General features: G+C 64.9%; 11 protein-coding genes. 6 read left to right on the top strand and 5 right to left on the bottom strand.

Annotation, left to right across the window (positions count from 1 at the left end; genetic code table 11):
- Positions 1-6: 6 nt before the first annotated feature.
- Both AC5Y39_RS15195 and AC5Y39_RS15190 read right to left on the bottom strand, forming a co-directional pair.
- The gene (locus AC5Y39_RS15195) at positions 7-1,239 is read right to left on the bottom strand and encodes an alpha/beta hydrolase family protein (RefSeq protein ID WP_500048250.1); all 1,233 of its coding nucleotides are present in this window, start codon (positions 1,237-1,239) and stop codon (positions 7-9) included.
- Positions 1,240-1,329: 90 nt separating this feature from the next.
- Positions 1,330-2,058 (bottom strand): hypothetical protein, encoded by a 729-nt coding sequence (locus AC5Y39_RS15190; RefSeq protein ID WP_500048249.1) that lies wholly within the window; start codon positions 2,056-2,058, stop codon positions 1,330-1,332.
- Positions 2,059-2,470: 412 nt separating this feature from the next.
- Here AC5Y39_RS15190 and AC5Y39_RS15185 point away from each other — a divergent pair, with 412 nt between their 5' ends.
- From AC5Y39_RS15185 to AC5Y39_RS15170, 4 genes are all read left to right on the top strand, one after another.
- Entirely contained in the window at positions 2,471-4,633 is a 2,163-nt protein-coding gene (locus tag AC5Y39_RS15185) for an Rv1355c family protein (RefSeq protein WP_500048248.1), read from the top strand.
- A gap of 44 nt (positions 4,634-4,677) precedes the next feature.
- Positions 4,678-6,537, top strand: a complete 1,860-nt coding sequence (locus AC5Y39_RS15180) for a putative bifunctional diguanylate cyclase/phosphodiesterase (RefSeq protein ID WP_500048261.1) — start codon at positions 4,678-4,680, stop codon at positions 6,535-6,537.
- Positions 6,538-6,609: 72 nt separating this feature from the next.
- On the top strand, positions 6,610-7,284 hold the full coding sequence (locus AC5Y39_RS15175; RefSeq protein WP_500048247.1) for a TetR family transcriptional regulator: 675 nt from the start codon (positions 6,610-6,612) through the stop codon (positions 7,282-7,284).
- A 64-nt stretch (positions 7,285-7,348) separates the two neighbouring features.
- The gene (locus AC5Y39_RS15170) at positions 7,349-8,023 is read left to right on the top strand and encodes a ScbR family autoregulator-binding transcription factor (protein ID WP_500048246.1); all 675 of its coding nucleotides are present in this window, start codon (positions 7,349-7,351) and stop codon (positions 8,021-8,023) included.
- On the opposite strand, the gene AC5Y39_RS15165 is transcribed toward AC5Y39_RS15170, so the two are convergent.
- Positions 8,011-8,412, bottom strand: coding sequence for a PAS domain-containing protein (locus AC5Y39_RS15165; RefSeq protein ID WP_500048245.1), 402 nt, complete (start codon positions 8,410-8,412; stop codon positions 8,011-8,013). The genes AC5Y39_RS15170 and AC5Y39_RS15165 overlap by 13 nt on opposite strands.
- 803 nt (positions 8,413-9,215) lie before the next feature.
- Between AC5Y39_RS15165 and AC5Y39_RS15160 the strand changes: the two genes are divergently transcribed.
- Entirely contained in the window at positions 9,216-9,611 is a 396-nt protein-coding gene (locus tag AC5Y39_RS15160; protein WP_499907452.1) for a helix-turn-helix domain-containing protein, read from the top strand.
- Positions 9,612-10,233: 622 nt separating this feature from the next.
- On the top strand, positions 10,234-10,683 hold the full coding sequence (locus AC5Y39_RS15155; RefSeq protein WP_500048244.1) for a hypothetical protein: 450 nt from the start codon (positions 10,234-10,236) through the stop codon (positions 10,681-10,683).
- A gap of 33 nt (positions 10,684-10,716) precedes the next feature.
- Here the strand turns inward: AC5Y39_RS15155 and AC5Y39_RS15150 are convergent, their stop codons facing one another.
- On the bottom strand, positions 10,717-11,169 hold the full coding sequence (locus AC5Y39_RS15150; protein WP_500048243.1) for a VOC family protein: 453 nt from the start codon (positions 11,167-11,169) through the stop codon (positions 10,717-10,719).
- 104 nt (positions 11,170-11,273) lie between these two features.
- Positions 11,274-12,398, bottom strand: coding sequence for a citrate synthase 2 (locus tag AC5Y39_RS15145; RefSeq protein ID WP_500048242.1), 1,125 nt, complete (start codon positions 12,396-12,398; stop codon positions 11,274-11,276).
- Positions 12,399-12,415: the final 17 nt, after the last annotated feature.

Raw genomic sequence — 12,415 nt, 5'->3', positions numbered from 1 at the left:
GACCGCTCAGCTGTGCAGCAGCCCCGACTGAACCAGCGCCGCCTCGATGAAGTCCTGCACCGGCCGAGAGCGGAAGAATCCGGTATGGCCGCCGCGATACCAGACGATCTCGGGCCGGCCCCAGTGCTCCCACAGCCGCACCACCTGCTCGCGCGGGTGGACCAGGCGATCGGCGACGCCGCCGTAGATGAAGCGGCCGCGCATCGGCACCTTCGGTGTCAGCGACAACGGTGACACCATCCGGCCGATCGGTCTGGCCATCCGGATCGTCTCGCGGCGCGGGTCGTCACTGCTGAGCCCCGAGTGACGGGCCAGGACGTCGACCAGATCCGCCACCGGGACACCGAGGATGGCGCACGTGAGGCCGTCCTCGAGGCTCGCCACCAGTGACGCGATGTAACCGCCCAGAGAGATACCGTCCAGCCCGATCGGCGACTCGGGCTCCTGCAACCGGATCCAGGACAGCACACGGCGGATGTCCCACACAGCCTGGGCCGCGGCGTGCACGTCGTCCTGCACGTCTTCGCCGGGCAGGACGGCGCCCTTGGGCACCCCGCGCTTGCGCGGGCCGTGCAGCGGCAGCACCGGCAGCACGACGTTGAGGCCCAGGTCCTCGTGCAGGTGCCACGCGCGGAACAGTCTCAGGTCGATTCCGCCGCGGCCCATCTCTGTGCCGTGCACGCACACCAGCCACGGGCGCGGCTCGTCATGCCGCAGCATCAAGCCGTATTCGCGGTTGTTCGCGGTGTAGGAGAGCCAGCGGTCGCGGCCGGGCTCGCCGTCGTACGGTTCGTAGCCGCTGTCGAATGCGAACCGGTGGTAGGAGCGGTTGCGCCGCTTGACCTCGCGCAGTCCGATGTCGGTCAGTTCCGGGGGCGCGGCGAAAAAGCCCTCGGGCGCGTCCAGCCAGCCCTTGTCGCGGTAGAACTGCAACGCGGCGGTCACCTCCCGGGTGATCCGCTCGAAGGCCACCGGTTCGCTCACCGGCCGGCTCATCCGCAGCCCGCTGAGCACGATCTCGTCGCGCAACGCCTGCGCGGCCAGCGAGACCGTGGGCCGGGCGATCGGCAGATCGGTGGGCTTACCGTCGAGGTAGTCGCGCCAGGACTGGGCGTAGTAGCGACCCGTGCGAGCGAACGGGCGAATGACCGCCGACCTCACCGCCTGCACCCGGGAAGGCGTTTTGGCAGACGTGTCTGCGGGCTTGTCCTGTGGCTCGTCGCGATGGGGTGCTGCCATGTAAGGCGATGTTATGCCTAGTGCCGACGGCACCGGACAGTCGCCCACCCCGGCACGGATTACCGGCAGGCCGGCCGCCGCAGGAGAGGCTCAGCGCGTCGATTCTGCGACGGCAGCAAAGTTCCTTCGGATCGCACTGCTTTCGATGAGCATCTTGGCGGCTTGGTGCGGCGCAGCGTGGCGGATGAAGGTGCGCCGGTCCCACCAGATCAGCTTGGTCTGGTAGCGCTCGTCCGGGTACGGCGCCGCCGGAATGGGGGCGATGACGCCGCCGGACGACCGCCATCGGTTGAGCACATAGGCGGCGGCAGTGGCCATGTGGAACTGCACACCCAGCAGCGAGGCGATGTGATATCCGCTGCGGGCGATGGCCTCGGTCAGTTGCTGACTGTGCGCAACTTTCTCGCCGACCCAGGCCGATTTCATCTCCAGGACGCCGTAGGGAATCCGGTCCTCGATCATCTTGCGCACGGCTCCTTCACCGGGTTGGCCTTGCCATTCGAGGACGGCATGTGAGTCGTCAGCGCAGCTCAGTGGACCGATCGCGCGCACTCCGGCAACCACGGTGTCGTCGGCGTCGAGGGCCGCGAAGAACATGATCGTGTCGTCCCCGCTCTGCAGGGCGGCTTGGTCGAGGGCGCATTCGACGCCGTGGCGCCGGTAACTTTGCACGGCACCTTCGCCGTACTGCTCCCACAACTGCGGATCCACGCTGGGCTGCGACACCATTAGGCGATAGCCCGTTTCGTCGTCATGCCAGCACAGTCGCTCGCTGAGTTGGAAATTCGTGGTTTGCTGTTGCGAGAATGCGATCCGCATTACACATCTCCTTCGCGGGTTGGCTGGGGTGGACGGCTTTTGCTCCCTGCATCAACTCGCACCCCGACGGTCATATGTTTTCATAATGACCAGGCAAAAATCCCGGCCTAATTCTAATAGTTCGGTCAATGCAAATCTAGATGCTAAGGGTATGCAATTAGTGTCAGTTGCATACTTTTAGTTTTCCACAGCCCCGGGTTTTTGGCGCGGCTACGATCAGAACGTATTGCGGTAATCCGGCGACGGAATTCCGGCAATCGCCATTCGTGATGGTGCTTTTCCGATCGCGGCGGGCGACCATTACGACACCGTTTAGCCATCGCCACGGCGCAAATTCGACCGACGACTCCAGGCGCTGACGAGCGCGGGCCGCCTCGACACGGCGACGTGCGCATGCCACCCTACATCTGCTGTGACACAGGCGCCTGACCCAGATGAGCACCGCGCGCGCGTCCTCGACGCCGGCGATGCTGCCGACCGTGCCCTCTTGACGCGGCTGCGCGCCGACGAGCGCATCGACGTGATCGACACAGTCGCGCAGCAGAAGCGCACACTCGCCGGCATCGTGCCCTCGCCGCCACCCGAGGTGACTGCCGAGCCGACGCGCTGGGCGTACTTCCCGTGGCGCCGAACGCTCGCGGCGATTCTGGGTCCGCGTGGCTATCGACTGGTGCGACTGGACCGCAACCGCAACCTGATCACCGCCGCAGAGCACGAGCGGCTCGCCACGCTGCGCGTGGGAATCGTGGGGCTCAGCGTCGGTCACGCCATTGCGCACACCGTTGCGCTGCAAGGAGTGTGCGGATCGCTGCGGCTGGCGGACTTCGACGATCTCGAGTTGACCAATCTCAATCGGGTGCCGGCCACCGTCCTCGACCTCGGCGTGAGCAAGGCGGTAGTCGCAGCACGTCGCATCGCAGAGGTCGACCCGTATCTTTCTGTGGACGTGATTGCCTGCGGCATCACACCGGAGTCTCTCGACGAATTCGTCGACGGTGTCGACATCGTTGTGGAGGAATGTGATTCGTTCCAGATGAAGGCCGCTGTGCGGTTGGCTGCGCGTGCGCGCCGGCGACCGGTGCTGATGGCGACCAGCGACCGCGGGTTGGTCGACGTTGAACGCTTTGACCTTCAACCCGATCGCCCGATTTTTCACGGCCTGGTAGGGGATATCGACGACGACGGAATCGGCTCGCTCGGAGGTGCCGACAGGGTTGCACAGTTGCTGCGCCTGATCGACGGTGGCGCACTATCCTCGCGCGGCGCAGCATCTCTGCTCGAAATCGGCCACACGCTGTCCACCTGGCCCCAACTGGCCGGCGACGTCGCGGTCGGCGCCGGGACGATCGCGGAGGCCATCCGCCGGATAGGACTCGGCGAGGCCCTGCCGTCGGGACGAATCCGCGTCGACGTCGCAGCCGCGCTGTGCAGCCTCGAAGACCCGCTGTCCCGACCCACCCCCGCGCCCCCTCCGTCGACCTCTCAGCCCGAGACGGCAGAGCCGGAGCGCGTTGCGGAATCCATTGCGGCTGCAGCTATCCGGGCACCATCGGGCGGTAACGCACAGCCGTGGAAAATCGAATTCAGCGACCACTCGGTCAGTGTGTCGCTCGTGCCGGAGCACACGTCGACCATGGATGTCGGCCTTCGCGCCAGCGCAGTCGCCGTGGGCGCGGCGGTTTTCAATGCGCGTGTCGCCGCGGCCGCGCAGGGTGTTCTCGGTCCAGTGTCGATGTGGGAGGGCGGAAACGGCTCACCGCTGCATGCGGTGCTGACCCTCGGGGACGAGCAGCCGGATCGGTTGTCCGCGTTGGCCGATGCCATGCGCAACAGGGCGACCAACCGGCACGCGGGGACAACGCAACCATTGTCCCCCGTCGCAATTGCGGATTTGACGTCCGCCGCCGCCAGCGAAGGCGGCCGGCTGCGGCTCCTGACGGACGCCGTCGACATCAACTCTTGCGCAAATATTCTCGGCGAGTCCGACCGAATCCGCTACCTGACACCGAAGCTGCACGCGGAGATGATCTCGGAACTGCGGTGGCCAGGCGACGCCGCGGCCGATTCGGGTATCGACATTGCGAGCCTGGAACTCGATGCAAACCAGTGGGCGGTGCTCGACATTCTCCGCCGATCCGATGTGATGGCTGAACTTGCCGCCTGGGATGGCGGCGCCGCTTTGGCCGCCGACACCCGAGACCGTGTCGCGGGATCATCCGCCGTTGCGGTTGTCTGCGTGCATGGCCGTACGCTGCTGGACTATGCACGCGGCGGATCAGCGCTGGAAGCGGTCTGGGTGGTGGCAGAGCAGCATGGCATTGCGGTACAGCCGATCTCGCCGGTGTTCCTCTACGCCCACACCGCTGACGAGCTCACCAGTGTGTCGCCCTCCCATGTCGCCGAATTGACAGAGCTGCGCGACGGGTTCGCAGATCTTGTCGGTTTGGAAACGGGGGAGTCACCGGTGCTGGTGCTGCGGATGTTCTACGGGGCGCGTCCGTCGGTGAAGAGCCGTCGGCGTCCGTTGACTGTCGCTCGGCCCACCGCGCAACGTCGATCTGCGGAGCTGCGGTGACCGTAAGCCTCGATCTTCTGGTCACCTCCGTTGCGACGAAGCTCATGTCGGCGACGGCGGCGAATGCCGCTCAGGTGAGCCAGGACGTTCTGGCCACCATGGTCGAGTACTTCGACGTCGACGTGAGCTTCTTGCGGCACAACGACCACAACATCCGGGCCTCGCGGCTGATCGCAGAATGGCCACCGCGCTCGGATGTCCCGGATCCGGACCCACTCGCGGTGGTCTACTTCGAAAACGCCGATCCGGTGTTCGCGGTGTCGGAGCACGCCAAGACACCGCTGGTGATTCGCCCGGATCCCGCGACCGACGACTACCAGCGTCGCATCGAAGAGGGCCGCCACATCGTAGAGACGTCCATGGCCGCGGCACCGCTCGTCTCGGGTGAGACCACCACCGGGGCACTCGGTTTCGTGAAATACGGCGACCGTGAATGGACCACCGAAGAGTTGAATGCGGTGGAAGCGATCGCGTCGTTGTTCGCCCAGCTTCAAGCCCGGATCAACGCCGAAGAGCAGCTGCGCTTCCTCGCCGACCACGACGACCTCACCGGCATGCACAACCGCCGGTCGCTACTGAGCTATCTCGACGGCCGGATGCAACCGGGCGAGCCTCCTGCGGTGGCGCTGCTGTTCTTGGACCTCGACCGTCTCAAGGCCATCAACGACTTCCTCGGGCACACCGCGGGGGACCAGTTCATCCGGGCCGTCGCGCAGCGGCTCTCCGACAAAGTCGGTACTACCGCGCTGATCGCCAGACTCGGTGGTGACGAATTCGTGGTCGTTCCGAGTGCGGCTGTCGATATCCACGACGCGGAAGCGCTGGCGCAACAATTGCACGCCGCATTGTGCGACCGCGTGAATATCGAAGGCGAATTGGTAACGCGGACCGTCAGTATTGGCGTAGCGACCGGTATTCCCGGAGAAGACAGCACCACGGATCTGCTGCGGCGTGCGGATCAGGCGGTGCTGGCCGCGAAGAATGCCGGTGGGAATCAGATCGCGGTGTTCACTCACGAAATGGCTAAGCGCAGCGAATTCCGCAACGACATCGAATTGCACCTGCAAGACGTCATCGACAGCGGGGCGCTGACGCTGCACTACCTTCCCGAGGTGGACATGCGCACCGGCGAGATCCTGGCGCTCGAGGCGTTGGTCCGATGGCAGCATCCGGTGTGGGGTCTGCTGTCGCCGGACGCGTTCATCGGTGTGGCGGAATCCGTCAACCTCGCAGGCGAATTGGGCCGCTGGGTGATCAGGGCGGCATGTTCGCAATTCGCAGCCTGGCGCGAACGTGGTCTGGGACACAATGCGCTTCTGCGGCTCAACGTATCTCCCGTGCAGCTCGTCGCGGCCGGTTTCGTGTCGACAGTCGCCAACATCATCGACGAGTATTCGCTCGACGGCAGTTCGTTATGCCTCGAGATCACGGAAAGTGTTGTGGTGCAAGACATTGAGACCACACGCACGACTCTTGCCGGACTGAGTGCGCTGGGCGTGCAAGTTGCCATCGACGACTTCGGCACCGGTTACAGCGTGCTGTCTTACCTGAAGGACCTGCCTGTCGACACGCTCAAGATCGACAGGAGCTTCGTGCGTGAACTCGGCACTAACGCCGGGGATCTGGCGATCGTGCGCGCCATCATCGGGCTTGCCGAGGCGTTCGATCTGACATTGGTCGCCGAAGGCGTGGAGACCGAACTGGCTGCCCAGACACTGGTGGCCCACGGCTGCTACCGTGCTCAGGGCTTTCTGCTGTCGCGGCCGCTGCCTCACGATGCGACAGAGACGCTGCTGGTTGCCGGTCGAGTGCCGATGCGGTTTCCCGTCACCGACGTAGCCGGTGGCTCCGAGGCCGACGGCGGTGAACACGGCCACCGTTCGTCTACCGATCGGGTCCATTGACCGAAGTGCGGACCCAGGTGGCACAATACCTGAAAGAAAGTCCGTTTTCCGTAAAGGTATTCCGAGCGTCACGTGACCGAACCGAGCGATAAGCGAGCCGACCTCACACGTCGGCAGATTCTTCATGCCGCGGCTCATCAGTTCGCGCATCGGCCTTACAGTCAGGTCAGCCTCGACGACATTCTCGCCAATGCCGCGGTCACCAAGGGCGCGATGTATTTCCATTTCCGGTCGAAGTACGCATTGGCACTGGCGATCATCGACGAACAACTGGACAGAGGCAGGGTTGCGGCCAAGGCAGCCTTCTCGCGTCGGCTGTCTGGTCTGGAGACGTTGATCGACATGTCGTATCTCGTTGCGACACTTGACCTCAGCGACGAAGTGTGCCGCGCCGCAATGAACCTGGTCGAGAGCGTCGGCCGTGCCGACGGTGTGCAGGCGAAACTGCTCGGCGAATGGATCGACGCATTCGCAATCATCTTCGAGCGCGCGATCTCCGAAGGTGACGTCAAGGCAGACGTGGCGCCCGACGCGGCGGGACGGCTTCTCGTCGCGTTGTACATGGGGCTGCGCCAAACCAGTGACCTGTCGAATTCCCACACCTTCTTCACGAACTTCGAGCAGCTGTGGCTGCTGGTCTTGTCCGCCGTGGCGCCGCCCGAGCGGGCCGGGTACATGACCCAGTTCATCAAGCGGCGCACCGCGATGGCCGTGAACACCGTGCCCCTGCGCGCCGACACGCCCTGACCGCGCCGCGCTGTTACGCTCACCGGGGCGCCGCGGCGACGGCGGACTTCGGAGGAGTGCAGGCATGGCGCGGCAGGCCCGGTCTGAGTTGACCCGGCAGAAAATCATCGACGCCGCGGTTGGCCTGTTCACCGACGTCGGCTATGAAGCCACCAGCCTCGGCGACATCATCGATCGGGTCGGGGTCACCAAAGGTGCCCTTTACTACCACTTCGACTCCAAAGAGACGCTGGCGCGCGCGATCGTCGAAGACGGGATGGCTGCGATGACAGCCTGTTTCGCCGACATCACATCGGCGCCGGCGCCGGCATTCGAGAACGTCATCCACGCTGTGTTCGTCGTCGCCGATATGGTGCGCCACGACAAGCTGGCTCGCACGGCGGTGCGGCTGGCGCGTGCACAGGCCGACTTCAGCGAGTGGGCAGCCGAGGTCTACACCGGATGGATCCAAGTGATCACATCGCAGATGACGTCCGCGCGGGAGCAAGGCGACCTCAACGACGCCACGGACCCGGTGACGGCCAGTGAGTTACTGCTAGCCGCGGTCCTCGGCGTGGAGTTGTTGTCCAGCGCGAGTTCCGGATACGACGATCTCGTCGCTCGCCTCACCCGCGCCTGGGATGTGCTGCTTCCGGCGATCGCCAACCACGAGGCGCTGCCGTACTTCCGCGAATTCGTCTCCCGGGAATCGATGCGTCATGCGGGGTCAGCGCTGACGATCGGAACTCAGAGGCCTTGAACCCACAGCTGCTCGGTGAGGTCCTGGAATGTCACCAGCGCCACGGGGTCGTCGTCGCGCCGTAGCACCGACTTGCTCATTCGCGCGTTCACCGGCGACCCGTCGTGATGTTTGAGCTCGACGACCACATCGGCAAAGGCCCGCATGGCCGCCACTGCTGAGGTGTCCGCCGGCAATGCGGTGAACAATTCCCGAAACTGCAACGCGGTGAGTTCCGCGTCGGTGTAGCCGAGCATTTCAGCGCAGGCCCTGTTCGCGAATATGATTTCGCCGTCTTCGGCTACGGCCAGCGCGGCGACTGGGAGCCGGTCGAGCAACACCAGCGCAGGCAGCTGACGCAGGATTTCCAGGGGTGACTGGCCGGCTTGGTGGTTACGTCGACGCTCCATGGTCCCGAAAATCCTTGATACGGACAACTTCTGAATGTGGGTCACGAAAATTCGTACCACATTTCCCAGACCTTTTTCGGTCTTCGGCAGCCTGAAAAGTGTGATCAGCAGCATGGGGCCTGCGCTGGTCGCAGACACGATTCCGGCGGTAGGAATGGAAAAATGCAATACTGCTGATCATCATTATTGAACTAGCGGGCAAATATTACGAAATGCGGAACTGATTTTACGGCGCCGCAAAGCGATCGAGCGTTTCCGCCGGTCGCAAGGTCGTCAGCCGTCCCAGGTCAGCCTGTCTGCTCGTCGAGACACCGCCGGACGGTCGCCGGCCGGCTCGGGCATACCCTTGGTTGCTCAGAACGCGCATAATCATCCCGAACGTATGTAAAGATGTCATCGTTCTAGTCGTCGGTTTGATGTTGCGCGTTACGGCGAGGCGGGCTTCCTCAAACCCACCTGCCGCGCGTGAGGGAAAGAGGAGATGAATGAGTGACACATTCGCAGCCCGTTTGAACCGGTTGTTCCAAACCGTCTTCCCGCCAAGCCGGGGACCGCACAGCTCGGCGGAACTGGTGGCGGCGCTCAACGCTCAGGGTGTGCGCACGTCGGCCCCCTACATCGCGCAGCTGCGCGCCGGGGTGCGCACAAATCCGTCGAAAGAGCTGGTCGAAGGCATTGCCGCGTTCTTTCGGGTGAGTCCCGCGTACTTCACCGACGAGCAGTACTTCGACAGCATGTCGGAGGGCCCTCTCGACGCGGTGACGCGTGTGCACTCGCTGCCGTGGCGTGAGCAACGGCGAATGGTGAAAAAGACGTTCACCCAGCGGCTCAACCGCCTGTTCGACACGGTCTATCCCCCTGGCCGCGGCCCCCACACCTCGGCGGAGCTGATCAATGCCCTCAACGCCCAGGGCATGCGGATCTCGGCGCCCTACCTGTCCCAGCTGCGTAAAGGCACGCGCGGGAATCCGTCGAAAGAGATGGTGGAGGGCATCGCCGCGTTCTTCCGCGTCAGCCCGGCCTACTTCACCGACGACTGGTATTTCCGGGTCATGGACAAGGAGCTGACGATCCTCGCGGCGATGCGCGACCAAGGGGTGCGACGGGTTGCCAATCGGGTGGTGGGGCTTTCCGCCCACGCCGTCGAGGAGCTCGCTGCGAAGGTGGAAGAGCTGCGCCGGGCTGAACACCTCGACTGACGCCCTCAGCGGTCCATCCGCGAAGCTGGTTAACAGTGCTTTGCCACTCGGTGTCGACTAGGTGGCCGACGGGCATTGGTCGAACCGGTTAAGGCCACTCGTTCTCTGTGGGGCAACAGCTGTACGTTCGCATTTCGCCTCGCTCGTTGGCACATGTTTGCACTCTGTCGAGCGTGGATCTCAGTGCCGCTGATTTTGCTAGATGTTGTGAGGTCAACAACCGCGTGGCTAGACTCGACTGCGGTTCGGCGAACAGCCGAGCCGACGACGTACGCCATGGGTTGAGTCGAGGCGCCATCGGTGGTTTCGGCCGGCGGGGTACCCGTGGATGCGCCGACGAGCGCGTTGGCCGCCTCGCCGAGAACCCGGACGGGTGCGGCCAACGCGCTCGTGAGCTGATCAGCTGGGGCAAACTCCCGGCTATCTGCAATGTCGAATCTCGGCGTCTCACTGGCGATTTCGCGCGCGGCCCGAGTGTTGTGCCTTTTCAGCGCCCCAGTTCCTCATTTATTTGCAAACGAAAATACGAAAGTCCGGAAACCGGAGACTTTTCTGATAATCAGTCGGTATTGTCCGGTGCATGCCGACTCAAAGCTCTATCAGGCCGGCGCCTCCTGCCAAGATGGACGGTCTTCACGCAGCAGGTAGCGAACCGCGGCGTGGCGCCGACGCGAAGCGATCCCGCCCGCACCCGCACATCGACCTCGTCAAGGGATTGACGAAGCAGGCTGCCGCGGACCTCGCCAACCGATTCGGCTGGACACAGCTTCCCACCGACGAAGTTCCCTACTATCAGAAGTCCGAGGCCACACACGGTCGGCTCACCCGCTGGGTGCGCGTTCTCGACCCGGGTCACAGTGGCGTGGTCGAGTACATCAGCTTGTACTGGGACGACGACGGGCACTGGACCGGCCTCGCGGGTAGCGAGCGGTACCGGCGCGGCGTCAGCGTGGGCACCGAGTGGGTCCGCACCGTCGCGGCACTGGAGGAACGCTTCCGTGGCGGCGCGACGGACGAGCAGGGTGAATCCGATCCGGCGATGCTGCGGCTGGTCGGCGACGCCGAGGCATGATGCAGCGGAGATTGCAGCGCTGAGGCTCTCGGCCTACTGCCGGCTGAAGGCCTGCTGGATTTCTTCAGGGCTCACTTCACGCACCGGCTGGCCCAGCGACCACTGGTGACCGAAGGGGTCGCGCAACATGCCGTACCGGTCGCCCCAGAACTGGTCCTCTACCGGCATGACTACCGTCGCACCGGCATCGAGGGCCTGCTGGAATTTCGCGTCGACATCGGTGACGACGAGGTGGATGGTCACCGGCGTGCCGCCGAGCGCGGTCGGTGCACTGGGCTTGCCGTCGTTCATCTCGGGGAAGTCGTCGGCGAGCATCACGGTCGAACCGTTGAGCCGCAGCGCCGCGTGGATCAGCTTCTTGCCGTCCGGGCCCGGCACGCGGCCGAGTTCCTCCGCTCCGAATGCCTTCACGTAGAAGTCGATGGCGGCGGCCGCGTCGTCGACGGTCAGGTGCGGCAGCACAGCAGGCTCTACTTCGATGGCCATGGTGATCTCCTTCTTCCGGGGGTCGGCTCTCTAGGTAGACCTGCCGCCGGCGCCGAAGTCATCGCGACCACGTCGCCTGATCCGGAGGAAGGGAGCGACGGGAGTCAGACCCCGACGCGGGCGATCTCCGACCACCCGTCGACCGCCTCCAACGGCCGCGGGCCGGGTCCCACATACACCGCGGACGGCCGCACCAACTTGCCCAGCCGCTTCTGCTCGAGGATGTGCGCGCACCAGCCGGCGGTGCGCCCGCAGGTGAACATCGCCGGCATCATCCTTGCGGGCACCCCGGCGAAATCGAGGATCACCGCAGCCCAGAACTCGACGTTGGTTTCGATCGCCCGGTCGGGGCGGCGTTCGCGAAGCTCGGTCAGCGCCGCCTGCTCCAGCGCCGCGGCCACTTCGTAGCGTGGCGCGGCGAGGCGCTTGGCCGTCGACCGCAGCACGCGGGCCCGCGGGTCCTCCGCGCGGTACACGCGGTGGCCGAAGCCCATCAGCTTCTCCTTGCGGTCGAGGATGCCCTTCACCACGGCCGTCGCGTCGCCGGTCTTCTCGACCTCCTCGATCATCGGCAGCACACGTGCCGGTGCGCCGCCGTGCAGCGGTCCGCTCATCGCGCCGATGGCCCCGGACAGCGCCGCGGCCACGTCGGCGCCCGTCGACGCGATCACTCGCGCGGTGAACGTCGACGCGTTCATCCCATGCTCGGCCGCGGACACCCAGTAGGCGTCGATGGCTTCGACGTGCTTGGGGTCGGGCTCGCCCTTCCAGCGGGTCATGAATCGCTCTGTGACAGTTGAACATTGGTCGATCTCGCGCTGCGGAATCGCCGGCCGCTCGATACCGCGGGCGGACTGCGCGACGTACGACAGCGCCATCACCGACGCCCGCGCCAGCTGCTCGCGCGCGGTGTCGTCGTCGATGTCCAGAATCGGCTTGTATCCCCAGATCGGCGCCAGCATCGCCAAACCCGCTTGCACGTCGACACGCACATCGCCGGTGTGGATCGGCAGCGGGAACGGCTCGGCCGGGCGCAGGCTACGGCCGAACTTGCCGTCCACCAACAGCGACCACACGTCGGCGAACGTCACCCGCTGCTCGACCAGATCCTCGATGTCGACCCCGCGGTAGCGCAGCGCACCGCCGTCCTTGTCCGGCTCGGCAATCTCGGTAGTAAAGGCCACCACGCCTTCGAGTCCGCTGACGAAATTCTCCGGTACCGCAGTCATGGCGCTGATTCTCGCAC

Source organism: Mycobacterium sp. NGS39, from assembly GCF_059812765.1.
This window is presented reverse-complemented; position numbering and strand designations above follow the sequence as displayed.

Coding starts and splice junctions, on each gene's coding strand:
- AC5Y39_RS15165 (WP_500048245.1), bottom strand. CDS start 8,412: ATGGAGCGTCGACGTAACCACCAAGCCGGCCAGTCACCCCTGGAAATC.
- AC5Y39_RS15170 (WP_500048246.1), top strand. CDS start 7,349: ATGGCGCGGCAGGCCCGGTCTGAGTTGACCCGGCAGAAAATCATCGAC.
- AC5Y39_RS15145 (WP_500048242.1), bottom strand. CDS start 12,398: ATGACTGCGGTACCGGAGAATTTCGTCAGCGGACTCGAAGGCGTGGTG.
- AC5Y39_RS15155 (WP_500048244.1), top strand. CDS start 10,234: ATGGACGGTCTTCACGCAGCAGGTAGCGAACCGCGGCGTGGCGCCGAC.
- AC5Y39_RS15195 (WP_500048250.1), bottom strand. CDS start 1,239: ATGGCAGCACCCCATCGCGACGAGCCACAGGACAAGCCCGCAGACACG.
- AC5Y39_RS15180 (WP_500048261.1), top strand. CDS start 4,678: ATGTCGGCGACGGCGGCGAATGCCGCTCAGGTGAGCCAGGACGTTCTG.
- AC5Y39_RS15150 (WP_500048243.1), bottom strand. CDS start 11,169: ATGGCCATCGAAGTAGAGCCTGCTGTGCTGCCGCACCTGACCGTCGAC.
- AC5Y39_RS15190 (WP_500048249.1), bottom strand. CDS start 2,058: ATGCGGATCGCATTCTCGCAACAGCAAACCACGAATTTCCAACTCAGC.